The 14,895-nt window shown below is 46.2% G+C and carries 11 protein-coding genes; 10 read left to right on the forward strand and 1 reads right to left on the reverse strand.

Features of this window, described 5'->3' with window-relative positions; translation table 11 throughout:
- The first annotated feature begins 103 nt into the window (after nucleotides 1-103).
- The 9 genes from cdaS to BGM27_RS10045 all read left to right on the forward strand — a co-directional run bounded on the left by cdaS (nucleotide 104) and on the right by BGM27_RS10045 (nucleotide 12,334).
- Complete coding sequence (cdaS, locus tag BGM27_RS10005; RefSeq protein WP_007407964.1) at nucleotides 104-730, forward strand: sporulation-specific diadenylate cyclase CdaS; 627 nt, start codon at nucleotides 104-106, stop codon at nucleotides 728-730.
- A gap of 118 nt (nucleotides 731-848) precedes the next feature.
- On the forward strand, nucleotides 849-2,060 hold the full coding sequence (locus tag BGM27_RS10010; protein WP_020954037.1) for a macrolide family glycosyltransferase: 1,212 nt from the start codon (nucleotides 849-851) through the stop codon (nucleotides 2,058-2,060).
- Between the two features lie 320 nt (nucleotides 2,061-2,380).
- On the forward strand, nucleotides 2,381-3,622 hold the full coding sequence (locus BGM27_RS10015) for a C40 family peptidase (RefSeq protein WP_007407967.1): 1,242 nt from the start codon (nucleotides 2,381-2,383) through the stop codon (nucleotides 3,620-3,622).
- An 81-nt stretch (nucleotides 3,623-3,703) separates the two neighbouring features.
- Nucleotides 3,704-4,294 carry a superoxide dismutase family protein gene (locus tag BGM27_RS10020; RefSeq protein WP_007407968.1) on the forward strand — a complete coding sequence of 197 codons (591 nt, stop codon included), beginning with the start codon at nucleotides 3,704-3,706 and terminating at the stop codon, nucleotides 4,292-4,294.
- 77 nt (nucleotides 4,295-4,371) lie between these two features.
- Nucleotides 4,372-5,262 (forward strand): AAA family ATPase, encoded by an 891-nt coding sequence (locus tag BGM27_RS10025; RefSeq protein ID WP_003153758.1) that lies wholly within the window; start codon nucleotides 4,372-4,374, stop codon nucleotides 5,260-5,262.
- A gap of 10 nt (nucleotides 5,263-5,272) precedes the next feature.
- Nucleotides 5,273-7,189 (forward strand): vWA domain-containing protein, encoded by a 1,917-nt coding sequence (locus tag BGM27_RS10030; RefSeq protein ID WP_007407970.1) that lies wholly within the window; start codon nucleotides 5,273-5,275, stop codon nucleotides 7,187-7,189.
- A gap of 227 nt (nucleotides 7,190-7,416) precedes the next feature.
- Nucleotides 7,417-10,251, forward strand: coding sequence for a 2-oxoglutarate dehydrogenase E1 component (sucA, locus tag BGM27_RS10035; RefSeq protein WP_007407971.1), 2,835 nt, complete (start codon nucleotides 7,417-7,419; stop codon nucleotides 10,249-10,251).
- 15 nt (nucleotides 10,252-10,266) lie between these two features.
- Nucleotides 10,267-11,514: a 2-oxoglutarate dehydrogenase complex dihydrolipoyllysine-residue succinyltransferase gene (gene odhB, locus BGM27_RS10040; protein ID WP_007407972.1), complete on the forward strand. Its 1,248-nt coding sequence runs from the start codon at nucleotides 10,267-10,269 to the stop codon at nucleotides 11,512-11,514.
- Nucleotides 11,515-11,587: 73 nt separating this feature from the next.
- Entirely contained in the window at nucleotides 11,588-12,334 is a 747-nt protein-coding gene (locus BGM27_RS10045) for an MBL fold metallo-hydrolase (RefSeq protein ID WP_007407973.1), read from the forward strand.
- Between the two features lie 27 nt (nucleotides 12,335-12,361).
- On the opposite strand, the gene BGM27_RS10050 is transcribed toward BGM27_RS10045, so the two are convergent.
- The gene (locus BGM27_RS10050) at nucleotides 12,362-13,333 is read right to left on the reverse strand and encodes a bile acid:sodium symporter family transporter (protein WP_007407974.1); all 972 of its coding nucleotides are present in this window, start codon (nucleotides 13,331-13,333) and stop codon (nucleotides 12,362-12,364) included.
- A 203-nt stretch (nucleotides 13,334-13,536) separates the two neighbouring features.
- On the opposite strand from BGM27_RS10050, the gene BGM27_RS10055 reads away from it, so the two are divergent.
- Nucleotides 13,537-14,874 (forward strand): sodium-dependent transporter, encoded by a 1,338-nt coding sequence (locus BGM27_RS10055; protein WP_007407975.1) that lies wholly within the window; start codon nucleotides 13,537-13,539, stop codon nucleotides 14,872-14,874.
- The last annotated feature ends 21 nt before the right edge of the window (nucleotides 14,875-14,895 follow it).

Below are 14,895 nucleotides of genomic sequence, written 5' to 3' on the forward strand. Positions count from 1 at the left end.
GCGAATTCCATATGATGTGCGCCTCCTTTCATGATTATGGTGCACACAGCGGCGCATATCCATGCGCGCGATGCAGAAAATAAGGGAAAGGAGCTGATGTGACATGCGCCACACTCAAATGACGGAAAGCGCGTTTACCGCTGCCGTTCAAACGTATTTGAAACAAATTACGGAGGATGCCGGAATGATACTGCGGACATTGGATGAAAAAGACCAATGCCTTCTTTGCGAATTAGATGAACTGGGACATACGTTTCAGGAAATGCAGGCTGTCGCTTCGTCGTTTTACCTGCAGTCATATATCGAACACTTTACGCCTTCCTATACAGAGCTGGCGAGGGCCGTGCAGCATCTGGCGGAAGAAAAACACGGAGCGCTGATTGTGATTGAACGTGCAGATCCGCTGGACGGAATGATACAAAAAGGGACCAGCCTGCATGCCGAGATCAGTGCAGCTTTAATTGAGAGTATTTTTTATCCCGGCAATCCGCTTCATGACGGAGCCGTATTGGTCAGAGAAAACCGGGTTGTATCAGCAGCCAATGTGCTCCCGCTCACAACAAAACATGTCGATCTCAAATACGGGACGCGCCACAGGGCCGCGATGGGACTTTCGGCCGTGACTGATGCACTCGTGCTCGTTGTTTCAGAAGAAACGGGAAAAATGTCCTTTGCTAAAGACGGCGGACTGTATCCGCTTGTTTCGCCGCGGGCGCTTCATACGAAATAATAAGAAAATGGGAATATTGTACCCATTTAATATTAATAAGGTGAACATCTTTACCTTTTTCTGTATTGATGTTATCGTTTAAATATACATAAAATTTAAAAGAATAGGGAGTGGAAAGATGGCAAATGTATTGATGATCGGCTTTCCGGGAGAAGGCCATATCAATCCGTCTTTAGGCGTCGTAAAAGAACTGAAGGCAAAAGGGGAACATGTCGTATATTACGGCGTGAAGGAATATGAGAACAAAATCGCGTCAAGCGGAGCGGAATTCCGTGAATATGAAGATTTCCGAAAAGATGAATTCGGAAAAAATGCAACGGGTGATGAACAGCGGGACGCTACCGAGTTTTTGCTATTAATGATTGAGACTTCCAAAAAAGCCGCACTCCGTATTCTTGAGGAAGTAAAAGATGAATCCTACGACTACATCCTGTATGATCATCATTTTCTGGCAGGAAGGCTCGTGAGAAACCAGCTGAAACTGCCGGCATATTCACTTTGTACGACATTTGCAATGAATGAAGCATTTATTAAAGAAGTGTTTTCAAATACAAACCTTGTATCAGAGGAATCATCTCATTATCCGGCTTATACCGAAGCGGTCAGCCGGCTCAATGAAGAATTCAGCGCAGACATTAAAACGCCGTATGATATTTTCTCAAATGACGGCAGAAAAACCATCGTATTTACTTCAAGAGCGTTTCAGCCGAAAGAAGAAGAGTTTGGCGATTCTTATCTCTTTGTCGGTCCGTCCATAACCGAAAGGGCGGCGGCTCAAGATTTCCCGTTTGAACAGCTTGAAGGAGAAAAAGTCCTGTTTATTTCCATGGGTACGATTTTTAACAATCAGAAGGAATTGTTTAATAAATGCTTAGAAGCGGTCAGAAACTTTAACGGAAAAGCCGTCATGTCAATCGGCAAACATCTTGATCCGGCGGAGCTTGATGAAATTCCTGAGAATGTCATTGTCAAGCCTTATGTTCCGCAGCTTGAGATCCTGAAGAGAGCAGACTTATTTATCACTCACGGCGGGATGAACAGTACGAGCGAAGGGCTTTACTACAAAACCCCGATGATTGTCATTCCGATGGGCGCAGATCAGTTCGCCGTCGGAAGCCAAGTGGAAAACACGGGCGCGGGCAAAATGTTTAAAAAAGAAGATGTAACAGCGGAACTGCTCACTGAAGCAATAAAAGAATTGAGCGAAAATCCTGAATATCAGACAAAAGCTTCTGAAATCGGAGAATCCCTGAAAGCGGCCGGCGGAGCACAGCGTGCAGCGGAATTGATAGCAGAAGACGTGAAAACTGCCGAGACCCGGGTTCTGTAATCAGCCGTCACCCGCTTCCTTTAAAGGAAGCGGGCTTTTTTTGATTGTTTTTCGGGAGGATTTTTCACGCCGTAAAGAGAATTGTATGAAAAACAGACAAGAAAGGTGGAATGTCGCGGAAAAAAGCCATGTTATGAAAATGATTCCAAAGTCTTTTGTGAAATGTTCTCAATTTATGTAAAATGTGTGGCATTGGTGATGATCTAAGGCCAAATGAATCGGAATTAATGTCGACTTCTGAATGAATCCTGCATAACAGGCGGCGTCCAAAGAAAAGGAACGTCCCTTTCAGCAATGATAAATAGGAGGTTTTTCGTTATATGAAGAAAAAAATCGCAGCCGGACTGGCTGTATCTGCAGTAATGACTTCAACCTTCGCCGTGCATCCCGCTGAAGCAAAAACCATTCAAGTAAAAAGCGGCGACTCTCTTTGGAAGCTTTCCCGGCAATATCATACAAGTATTTCAGCCCTGCAGGCGGAAAATAAACTGAAATCAACGATACTCCACCCAGGACAGCGGCTGCACATTCCCGGCGGCAGCGGCACACATAAAACGGGGCAAAAGGGAAAACGAAGCACGGGTGCCTACACAGTTACATACGGAGACTCGTTATGGGTGATCGCAAAAAAATACAAAATGAGCGTTTCTGAGCTGAGAAGCCTGAACCGTTTGAGTTCAGATGTCATCTATCCGGGCCAGAAACTGAAAATTAAAGGGTCTGCCGGCGGCACGGACGGAGGCGGCAGACAGACAAAGCCTGATAAAGGCGCATCAGGGACTTACACTGTGAAGCCGGGTGACTCGCTGTGGAAAATCGCCAATCAAACCGGCATCACCATCGCCGAACTGAAAAAGCTGAATCAATTAACATCAGACATGCTGTATCCGAATCAAGTGTTAAAGATCAAAGGTTCTTCACATAACGGAAACAGCGGCACAACACCGCCATCTCATTCAAATCCTTCTGAGAAGCCATCCACTTACAAAGTAAAAGCAGGCGATTCCCTCTGGAAAATTGCTAATCGGTTCGGCATCACCGCTCAGCTCATCAGAGAAAAAAATAAATTGACAACTGATGTGCTTCAAATCGGACAAGTTCTGGTGATTAACGGAAAGGGAAAAACAGAAGATCCTGTGCGGCAGCCGGATAACAAACCGGCAAAACCAAACAAGCCGAATACTCCCGAACCTCCGGTGACAGGGTCAAAGATTGACAGAATGATAGGCGAGGCGAAAAAACATGTCGGCGTGCCTTACCGCTGGGGAGGCAATACGCCTGCGGGCTTCGATTGCAGCGGTTACATCTATTACCTTTTAAATAAGGTAAGCTCTGTTTCCCGTCTGAGCACGGCCGGATATTGGAATACGATGAAACATATCAGCCAGCCGTCAGCAGGCGACTTTGTCTTCTTTACGACATATAAAGCGGGCCCTTCTCATATGGGAATGTATTTAGGCGGAGGAGATTTTATTCACGCAAGCTCCTCCGGGGTTGAAGTTTCAAACTTAAGCAATCCGTATTGGAAAAAAGCTTATTTAGGAGCGCGCAGTTATTTTTAAAAAAAGCCTTTCGGGGCTTTTTTTGTTTACCATTTTTACGTTTTGACAAGACTGATGGGTAAAAAATAAGGGGGAGGAAGCATGAATCGTCTCTTGCTTTTTCTCATGCTCGCATCAATTACGCTTTGCGGCTGCGGGGGGAGACCCGCTCCTGTTCCGCCCAAAAAACATGGGGAAAGCCGCGCATTGGAAGCATCTGCATACCGTGAGCATGCCGGACTCATCAATCAAAACGGAAAAACGATCGGATATATCGAAGTGAGGGAATCTGATGATGAAGGGTCAGACATTCATATATCAGCGGGGCATCTGCCGCCCGGCACTTCTCTCGGGTTTCATATTTATGAAAAAGGGACATGTCAGGCACCTGATTTCGAATCAGCCGGCGGTCCGTTCAACCCTTTGAACAAAGAACACGGCTTCAACAATCCGATGGGTCATCACGCCGGGGATCTCCCCAATCTTGAAGTGGGGGCTGACGGTAAAGTGGATGTCATTATGAACGCGCCGCAAACTTCATTAAAAGAAGGGAGCAGACTCAGCCTGCTCGACCGGGACGGAAGCGCGTTCGTCATTCATGAACATACGGACGATTATTTGACAAACCCGAGCGGAAATTCCGGAGCCAGAATCGCCTGCGCTCCCCTGACAAAAAGCGCCCGCAGGGAATGAGCCCTTTTGTATTGAGTATACAAGGGCTTTTTTAGTATACTCGGTTATGGAATACAAATGGAAAGGAAACATCACCTATGACTTCAGAATTACAGCACCTATCACTTCCGGAAGATATACAAAACAAACTGCAGGCTTATCAAAATCATCCCGTTTCCCAAGAATTCCGGGATTTAATCGGATCATCAGGCTATGAGGCCGAAGATAAAGCGATTGTATTCGATGCCGTCATTGCTTTGACAATGGGAAAAAATATCTTATTAAAAGGACCGACGGGTTCAGGGAAAACAAAATTGGCGGAAACGCTTTCGAACTATTTTCATAAACCGATGCACAGCGTCAACTGCTCCGTAGACCTCGATGCAGAAGCGCTTGTCGGCTATAAAACGATTGAAAATGAACAGGGACAGGCGACAATTGAATTCGTTCCCGGACCTGTAACAACCGCAATGAACGAGGGACATTTTTTATACATTGACGAAATCAATATGGCAAAGCCTGAAACCCTTCCGATTCTAAACGGCGTGCTAGATTACAGAAAAATGATGACAAATCCCTTTACAGGAGAAGTGATTAAGGCAAGCGAAGGATTCGGTGTTATCGCCGCGATTAATGAAGGATACGTCGGCACCGTTCCGCTGAACGAAGCCCTTAAAAACCGTTTTGTCATCATTGATGTTCCGTATATTAAAGGAAGCCTCCTGAAACAGGTGCTGACCTCTCAGTCTGTCTTAAAAGATGAGAAATTAATTGAGCGTTTTATGACGCTGTCTTCTGATTTAATCGCACAAGCGCATAACGGACAAGTGTCAGAAGAAGCGGCGTCCATCAGGGCTCTCATTGATACGTGCGACTTGGCTGCGTACATCCCGCCGAAACGGGCGATTGAAAGAGGCATCGTAGAAAAACTTGACGATGACAGGGAAAAAGCCGCTGTCAGAAATATTGCAGAAACGCTGTTCGAATGAGGGATATACAATGAAGTTTATCAAATTTAACGACAGCACGATTGATTCGTTTTTGTTCATGATGCTGACTGACCTGGCCAAAACACTGACCAGAAGCAGTGAAGTTGAAGTGGAATACGGCGTGCAGTCTTACTACAATCCCTTTGAAAAGAAAATTTACATGAGCCACTTTTGGAAAGACCGATCAGCCGGGGATATGGAAGCCGGCCTGAAAAGCGATGTCTATTTGCGCGCTGTCGGAACACGCAGCAGCTCATTTCGGGAATTTGCGGGGTTTTTAAATGACGTTCACCGGCATTTCACCCGCCAAAGCTTTGCCAAGCAGCTGTTTATGCTGCTTGAGGATATCAGAATTGAAGAGCTGACCAAAAAAGAACGGCCGGGAACGAAACGTGTTTTTCAGAAGCGGAGGGAGATGTACAGGAAATATTTCACGACGCAGCTGACATTGAATTTAGAACGGAGCATTTTCACCGACGCTTTGTATTGCGCGATGTTTGTCAAGCTGACGGCTGAGTCTCCGCTTGAAGGCATTCCTTCCATGCATGAACATATTGATATGATGATACCGTATATTGAACGTCAGCTCATCCGGGTGTATGAGGCGGATTCTACGGAACAAATCGCAAGAATAACGGAAGACCTCATGGAAGGCCTTGATGAAGTGCTTGAGAAAGATATGCTGAACACGTACTTTTTTCTGCCGGAACTTGATTACGAAAAAGCGGCTGAAGAGCCTTTATTCGAAAGCGTAAAAAAAGCGCCTTCGTTAAGTGACGATCTCACGCTCCCTGAGTCTTCCGACGGAGATGAAGAAATCCTTGAAGAGAAAATGAATACGTGGCACCGGGAAACCGAAGCGCCGTCAAAAAGTTTCCTTCAATTTGATATTGAGCACGGCGCGAAATCAGATCTTGGGAAAGACGCGGCCAGAGAAGGCGATGACGGTGACCAGGCGCTCGGCTCCGTTCAAGGTTCCGCACGTCAGACGAAAAGAGAGGATTACTCCAAACTGGAAGCGCTTGAATCCATTCAGGATGAACATGAGGGCGCGGGGCTGGCTGACGGAAAAGAAAACAAATTTGCCTTCCCGGTTTATCAAACGCCTCATAAAGCGTCTCCTGAAGAGGAGCAGTCTTATAAAGAACAGGCAAAAACGATAGAATCATATCAAAAACGCCTGAAGCAGATGATACAAAAAACACTTGAGCACAAAAAAACGCTCCCGCGGACCGACCTTCACGCAGGCCGGCTGAATCGCAAACTGATCCGCTATTTTACGGAGCGGAACCCGCGCCTTTTCTTTAAAAAGCAGGACCCGTCTTCAGACATTGACGCCGTTTTTACATTGCTTGTCGATTGTTCGGCCAGCATGTTCGACAAAATGGATGAAACAAAAAGAGGGATCGTTCTTTTTCATGAAGCCTTGAAATCAGTGTCCGTACCGCACCAGATCGTCGGATTTTGGGAGGATACAAACGAAGCGACCGAAACGAGCCAGCCGAATTTCTTCAATACCGTCATTCCGTTTGAAGAGTCGCTGCTGCAGGCGGCGGGTCCGCTGATCATGCAGCTTGCGCCTGAAGAAGATAACAGAGACGGATACGCCATCAGACAAATGACGAAACAGCTGATGCGGCGGAGTGAGGCGCAAAAATTTTTAATCGTGTTTTCAGACGGAGAGCCGGCAGCATTCGGATACGAACAAAACGGCATTGTCGATACGAGCGAGGCTGTCATCGAAGCGAGAAAAAAAGGGATAGAAGTCATAAATGTTTTTCTGTCCAATACTGCGATAGAAGAATCCCAGGTGAAAACCATTCAGGATATGTACGGAAAGTACAGTATTTTTGTTCCGGATGTCGATCAGCTGCCCGATGTGCTGTATCCGCTCTTGAAAAAACTGCTTCATAAAAGCATAGGATAGGCTTTTTCCTATGCTTTTTCGCTTTTTATTTTAAAATGATTTAATTTTTTCGGTATTGATCTGTTTTTTTTACTATTTTGTGAACAATCAAGGTAGAATCCAAACGCAATCAGTGGTAAAATATCCTTGGAAGCGTTTTTATTACATAATTTTGGGCACAGCGTTCAAAAGTTATTTCAAGATAGTGAATTGATCACTTGATTATCTAGGTTGGGGGTAATATTCAAATGTTTCAAAATAATATGAAACAAAGAATGAATTGGGAAGATTTTTACGGACCGAACCTCGGCTACGCACTGGAGCTGTACGACCAATATGCTGAAGATCCGGACAGCATTGATCCGGATCTGAAAGACATGTTTGACGAACTCGGCGCTCCGCCAAGCCAAATAAAAGAGGCATCGGGAACAAAGGAACAGGGACGCGTCACCGCAGATCTGATTCAAAAGATCGCAGCAGCAGTTAAACTTGCAGAAGATATTCGAACCTATGGCCATCTGAACGCTTCCGTCAATCCGCTCAGAAAGGATCCGAAAAAGAGCGAGCTCTTTCCGTTATCCGAGTACGGGCTTACAGAAGAAGAAATGAAAGCAATACCCGCGTCTGTCATCTGTAAGGACGCACCTGCCAATATAACAAACGGCTTAGAAGCCATCCAGCATTTACGCAATACCTATAAAAGAACCATCTCCTTCGAGTTTGACCATGTGCATGATTTCGAAGAGCGCGCATGGATTACAAAAATGGTCGAATCCGGAGAACTGTTCCGGAAAAATTCACCGGAAAAACTGTCAGCCGTTTTAGAAAGACTGACGGAAGTAGAAGGATTTGAACAATTTTTACACCGGACATTCGTCGGTCAGAAGCGTTTCTCAATTGAGGGATTAGACGCGCTTGTGCCGGTTCTTGACGACATTATCGCCCAGTCTGTGAAAGCGGGCACAACCAATGTCAATATCGGGATGGCGCACAGAGGCCGTTTAAATGTGCTTGCGCATGTGCTCGGCAAACCGTATGAGATTATTTTCTCAGAATTCCAGCACGCGCCGAATAAAGACCTTGTGCCGTCTGAAGGATCGACCGGCATCAGCTACGGCTGGACGGGCGATGTAAAATACCACCTCGGTGCAGACAGACAGCTTCAGGATGCTGAAACCAAAAGCGCGCGGATTACGCTTGCAAATAACCCGAGCCATTTGGAATTCATCAATCCGATTGTTGAAGGAAGCACGCGGGCGGCACAGGAAACAAGAACGCAAAAGGGGTACCCGGTTCAAGACGAAACAAAATCGCTCGCCATTTTAATTCACGGTGACGCAGCGTTTCCGGGAGAAGGCATTGTCGCCGAGACGCTGAACTTAAGCTCTCTGAAAGGCTATCAGGTCGGCGGGGCCATTCATATCATCGCCAATAATATGATCGGCTTTACAACTGAAAGCGATGAATCACGATCCACGAAATATGCCAGTGATTTGGCGAAGGGCTATGAAATTCCGATCGTTCACGTCAACGCGGATGATCCGGAAGCATGCCTGTCAGCCGTTAAATTTGCGGTTGAATACCGGAAGCGGTTCAATAAAGATTTCTTAATCGATTTAATCGGGTACAGACGGTACGGCCACAATGAAATGGATGAGCCGTCAACGACACAGCCGATGCTGTATGACGCCGTCAGAAAACACCCGACTGTCAAGCGGATCTTTGCGGAAAAACTCGTAAGTGAAGGACTGATCAGCGAGGAAAAAGCGCAAAACATCGAAACGACAGTGACAAAACGAATTGAAGACGCCTATAAAAAGGTGCCCGCCAAAAAAGAAGACGCCGTACGGGAAATTGAATTGCCGGAACCGGTGTCCAACGGTTTTCCAGACGTTGACACAGCCATTGATTTTGATGTTCTCCGCAAGCTGAACGGCGAACTTATCAACTGGCCGGAATCTTTTAACGTGTTCGGCAAGCTGAAAAGAATCCTGGAAAGACGTGCAAAAGCGTTTGATGATGACCGTAAAGTTGAATGGTCATTGGCTGAATCGCTTGCGTTTGCTTCCATTTTGAAAGACGGCACGCCGATCCGGCTGACCGGACAGGATTCAGAGCGCGGAACGTTCGCTCAAAGAAACCTTGTGCTGCATGACAGCGAAACAGGAGAAGAATTTGTTGCCCTCCATCACTTAGACGACTGCGCTGCTTCATTTACGGTGCATAACAGCCCGCTCTCTGAAGGATCGGTTCTCGGCTTTGAATATGGATACAACGTGTATTCGCCTGAAACGCTTGTGATGTGGGAGGCGCAGTACGGGGACTTTGCCAATGCGGCTCAAGTCTATTTTGATCAATTCATATCTGCAGGACGGGCAAAATGGGGACAAAAATCAGGACTGGTCATGCTGCTGCCTCACGGTTACGAAGGGCAGGGCCCTGAACACTCCAGCGGCCGCGTCGAGCGGTTCCTGCAGCTGGCGGCGGAAAACAACTGGACGGTGGCCAACCTGACAAGTGCGGCTCAGTATTTCCATATTTTAAGAAGACAAGCGAAAATGCTGCTTCGTGAGGAAATCCGCCCGCTTGTGATCATGACGCCGAAGAGCCTGCTGCGCAACCCGAATACGGTATCTGAAGTGCAGGAACTGAGCGAAAGCCGATTCAAGCCTGTCTATGAGCAGTCCGGTCTTTCCCATGCTTACGAAAAAGTGACTCGCGTCGTATTATCAAGCGGAAAAGTGTCAATTGATATCAGCGATCACTTCAACAAAATGGAAGGCGATAAGGATTGGCTTCATATTGCCAGAATCGAACAGCTGTATCCGTTCCCGGCAAAAGATACGAAGGAGCTTTTCGCCAAACTGCCGAACCTGCAAGAGATCGTTTGGGTTCAGGAAGAGCCGCAGAACATGGGGGCATGGAGTTATATCAGCCCGTATCTGACGGAAATCGCGCCAAAAGGAGTAAATGTCCAATACATCGGCCGAAGAAGACGATCCAGTCCCGCAGAAGGAGATCCGACAGTCCACAAAAAAGAACAGGAACGCATTGTATCTGATAGCTTGACTCGCAAAAACTAAGGGGGAAATGAAAAAATGGCGGAAATTAAGGTACCTGAATTAGCAGAATCAATCTCAGAAGGAACGATAGCCCAATGGTTAAAGCAGCCCGGTGATTATGTAGAACAGGGTGAGTACTTGCTTGAACTGGAGACGGATAAAGTAAATGTTGAATTGACAGCAGAAGAATCGGGTGTTCTAAAAGAGGTATTGAAAGATTCGGGTGATACCGTCCAAGTAGGAGAAATTATCGGTACCATTACAGAAGGCGCTGGCGAAAGTTCTGCACCCGCCCCTTCAGAAAGTGCTCCAGCCAATGAACAAACGAAAGAGGAAGCAAAAGCTGAACCTGCTGCACAAGAAGTCAGCCAGGAAGCACAATCAGAAGCGAAATCCAGAACGGTAGCGTCTCCGGCTGCACGCAAGCTGGCAAGGGAAAAAGGAATTGATCTATCACAAATTCCGACGGGAGACCCGCTCGGCCGCGTGCGCAAACAAGATGTGGAAGCTTATGAAAAACCGGCTTCAAAACCTGCGGCACAGCCGAAACAGCAGGCTCCAAAAACACAGCAAAGCTTTGACAAACCTGTCGAAGTGCAAAAAATGTCCCGCCGCAGACAGACGATCGCGAAACGATTGGTTGAAGTGCAGCAGACTTCTGCGATGCTGACTACATTTAACGAAGTTGATATGACGGCCGTTATGAATCTAAGAAAACGCCGTAAAGACCAATTCCTTGAGCAAAACGAAGTAAAACTCGGTTTCATGTCGTTCTTTACAAAAGCCGTCGTGGCTGCATTGAAAAAATTCCCGCTCCTTAACGCTGAAATTCAAGGCGATGAGCTGATCGTGAAAAAATTCTATGACATCGGTATTGCTGTCGCGGCTGAAGAAGGGCTTGTCGTCCCAGTCGTGCGTGACGCTGACCGCCTGACGTTTGCCGGCATTGAAAGAGAGATCGGCGAACTTGCGAAGAAAGCGCGAAACAATAAATTAACATTAGGTGAGCTGCAAGGAGGCTCCTTCACGATCACAAACGGAGGTACATTCGGATCGCTTATGTCAACACCGATCCTAAACAGCCCTCAGGTTGGGATCTTAGGTATGCACAAAATTCAGTTGCGCCCAGTAGCGATTGATGCGGAGCGCTCTGAAAACCGTCCGATGATGTACATCGCTTTATCATACGATCACAGAATTGTAGATGGTAAAGAAGCGGTCGGATTCCTTGTCACCATTAAAAACCTGCTTGAAGATCCGGAACAGCTGTTGCTGGAAGGATAATTTGAGACAGACAAAAAGTACACTGCCCTTACAAGCAGTGTACTTTTTTTATTGAGAGAAGGGGAGAATTTATATGAAAAGCTGTTATCCGCTTGAGATCGAATTTGAATATAATGAAGAATTGCATTCTATCACTCCGGTTCTTCTGCAAGACGAACATGACACGATATTAATAGACTGCGGATATCCCGGTTTTACAAACCATCTTCAACATGCCGCTGCCCGGCATGGAATGTCGCTTCATTCATTGACAAAAATCATTGTAACGCATCACGACATAGACCATATCGGCTCACTCGCTGCATTATACCGTTTACATCCGGATGTCAGCGTGACAGTACATGAGCGTGAAGCCCCGTATATTGACGGCTCTAAAAAATCTTTACGGCTTGAGCAGGCTGAATCAACGTTTTGTTCATTGCCAGAGGATGCAAAGCCTTATGCAAAACAGTTCATCCGCTCGCTTCAATCAGTCGAATCGGCTCCAGTTCACCGGACAGTTACTGACGGCGAGCTGCTGCCTTGGTGCGGAGGCATTCGCGTTGTAGCCACGCCGGGTCATACACCCGGCCATATCAGTCTTTATCTGCCTGCCGAAAAAACTATGGTCACAGGTGATGCGGTCGTCATTGAAGACGGAAAGCTGAACCTTGCTAATCCCGGCTATACGTTACATATGGATGATGCGGTCCGTTCTGTGCAGCGGCTGCTCGATTATGATATCCGCCAATTGATTTGTTATCATGGAGGTTTATTTCAGGGGGATGTAAAAAAAGCGCTTTTGCGTCTGTTTCGTGATCTGCAGAATAAACAAGGATAGGAGCGGCAGCAGCCTATCCTTGTTCAGTTATGAAAACGGAATCTTTGCCGTTTCTTCTTCTTCGGCGCTGTTTTTCTCTTTTTTCTTAGACCAGTAGGTGGCAAGAACAGACCCCGACAGATTGTGCCATATGCTGAAAATTGCGCTCGGCACGGCTGACAAAGGGGAGAAATGCGCTGTCGCAAGCGCTGCGCCCAGTCCGGAGTTTTGCATTCCGACTTCGATCGCAATCGCTTTTTGTGAAGCATAATCCATTTTGAACAGCTTTGCAGTCAGGAATCCTAACAAATATCCGATTCCGTTATGTAAGATGACGACAGACACAATCAGCAGTCCTGATTGAAGCAGATGCTCACGATTTACGCTGACGACAGAGGATACAATCGCTACGATGCCGATTACCGACACGAGAGGAAGCGCGTGCACGGCTTGTCCGACCTGTTTTTTGAAGAACAGCTTCACAATCACCCCGAGGACGATCGGCAAAAGCACGGCTTGCATAATGGAAACAAACAGTGAGCCGAAAGAAACGGGGAGCCACTCTTTCGCAAACAGCATAATAAGTGCCGGCGTTACAATAGGAGCAAGCAATGTTGAGATCGTGGTGACCGCAACAGAAAGCGCCGTATTGCCTTTCGCCAAAAACGTCATGACGTTTGATGCCGTACCGCCCGGACAGCATCCGACCAGAATGACGCCCGCGGCGATTTCTGCGGGGAGGCGGAGCCCGATTGATAAACAGAAAGCCGTAAGCGGCATAATCGTAAACTGGGCAGCGACTCCGATCACGACATGCCAAGGCTTTCTGATTAATTCTTTAAAATCGTCTGCTTGAAGAGTAAGCCCCATCCCAAACATAATAATACCAAGGAAAATCGTCATATAAGAACTGATCCAAGAAAACAAATCAGGGCAGGCGAATCCTAAACCGGCAAAGACGATAACCCACAAGCCAAAGGTTTGGCCCGCAAACCTGCTTATTTTTTTCAGCCATTCCATAAACACAGCTCCTTTTACATTCAATCAATCAGTCAGAAAATATGACTGACTTTTCTGTATTCCATTATAAATAATTTTCTGAATAATTCAATATTAAATATAAGTTTTCAATAAAATTATTATGTAAACTAACATCTTCTTGACTATTCAGACATATATTCTTACAATTGATTTTTATACTGAAATGAATTGGGAGTGCTGAAGTGAAAGAAGCTAATCAATGGTCATCTAAGCTGGGATTTATTTTAGCTACGGCCGGCTCTGCAATCGGGCTCGGCGCAATATGGAAGTTCCCTTACGTAGCGGGAACCAGCGGAGGCGGCGCTTTTCTGCTTGTTTTTATTTTATTTACTGTTTTAATCGGACTGCCGCTTTTGCTTGCTGAATTTATTATCGGCAGAAAAACACAAAAAAACGCCGTTGAATCCTATAAGGCGCTCGCGCCGGGGAAAAAGTGGCACTGGATCGGATATCTCGGAATCATTACGTGTTTTATTCTATTATCCTTCTACAGCGTAGTGGGGGGATGGATATTAATCTACATTATAAAAGGCTTTACAGGCGGCTTATCGCTTTCTTCGGGATTTGATACGTTATTTATCGATACCATTTCAAATCCTTATGCAGCCGTTTTCGGCCAACTGCTGTTTATCGTGCTGACGATTTTAGTTGTGGCAAAAGGGGTGAGCAGCGGCATTGAAAAAGTGAGCCAGGTGCTGATGCCGGCTCTGTTTATTCTGTTTATTCTCTTAATGATCCGCTCCGTTACGCTGCATGATGCAGCAAAAGGATTAAAATTCTTTTTTATGCCTGATTTTGGCGCGATGGATGCCAATACCATTTTATATGCGATGGGACAATCATTTTTCTCGTTAAGCGTCGGAGTGTCCGTAATGGTTACATACAGCGCATATTTAGAAAAAGAAGAAAATATTGTTCAATCCGCCGTATCGGTGACGGTATTAAATGTCCTTGTTGCTGTGATGGCGGGAGTGGCGATTTTTCCGGCGGTGTTTGCATTCGGCCTCAAGCCGGATCAAGGCCCGCAGCTTTTATTTAACGTGCTGCCGACCGTCTTTAACCAAATGCCGTTGGGCATCGTGTTTTTACTCGCCTTTTTGCTGCTGTTTTTATTTGCGACGCTGACATCGGCTTTTTCAATGCTTGAAATTTTAGTTGCTGTTTTGTCAAAAGGCGATTCGGCAAAACGGAAGCGGTATGCATGGATCGGGGGACTTGCTATATTTATTGTCGGGGTCCCTTCGGCGCTGTCGTACGGAATTTTGAGTGATGTTTCTATTTTTCACCGCAGTATTTTTGACGCTGCGGATTTTCTGGTCAGCAATGTCTTAATGCCGCTGGGCGCGCTTTTAATTGCCGTTTTCGTACCGCTGAAAATTCCGAAACAGATGCTGTTTGACGAACTGAAAAGCGGTTCCGGTATAAAACGAAAATGGTTTGCAGTCTGGCTCCTATTAATCCGTTATGTGGCTCCTGTAGCCATTATTATCGTTTTTCTGCACGTCCTTGGTATTTTTTAAACCAAAAGAAGCAGGCCCCCG

Source organism: Bacillus sp. FJAT-27001, from assembly GCF_019039175.1.
GTDB lineage: Bacteria > Bacillota > Bacilli > Bacillales > Bacillaceae > Bacillus > Bacillus velezensis.

Bases quoted from the DNA above. Each gene is read 5' to 3' on its own strand.
- cdaS (WP_007407964.1), top strand. From the start codon at position 104: ATGCGCCACACTCAAATGACGGAAAGCGCGTTTACCGCTGCCGTTCAA.
- BGM27_RS10010 (WP_020954037.1), top strand. From the start codon at position 849: ATGGCAAATGTATTGATGATCGGCTTTCCGGGAGAAGGCCATATCAAT.
- BGM27_RS10015 (WP_007407967.1), top strand. From the start codon at position 2,381: ATGAAGAAAAAAATCGCAGCCGGACTGGCTGTATCTGCAGTAATGACT.
- BGM27_RS10020 (WP_007407968.1), top strand. From the start codon at position 3,704: ATGAATCGTCTCTTGCTTTTTCTCATGCTCGCATCAATTACGCTTTGC.
- BGM27_RS10025 (WP_003153758.1), top strand. From the start codon at position 4,372: ATGACTTCAGAATTACAGCACCTATCACTTCCGGAAGATATACAAAAC.
- BGM27_RS10030 (WP_007407970.1), top strand. From the start codon at position 5,273: ATGAAGTTTATCAAATTTAACGACAGCACGATTGATTCGTTTTTGTTC.
- sucA (WP_007407971.1), top strand. From the start codon at position 7,417: ATGTTTCAAAATAATATGAAACAAAGAATGAATTGGGAAGATTTTTAC.
- odhB (WP_007407972.1), top strand. From the start codon at position 10,267: ATGGCGGAAATTAAGGTACCTGAATTAGCAGAATCAATCTCAGAAGGA.
- BGM27_RS10045 (WP_007407973.1), top strand. From the start codon at position 11,588: ATGAAAAGCTGTTATCCGCTTGAGATCGAATTTGAATATAATGAAGAA.
- BGM27_RS10050 (WP_007407974.1), bottom strand. From the start codon at position 13,333: ATGGAATGGCTGAAAAAAATAAGCAGGTTTGCGGGCCAAACCTTTGGC.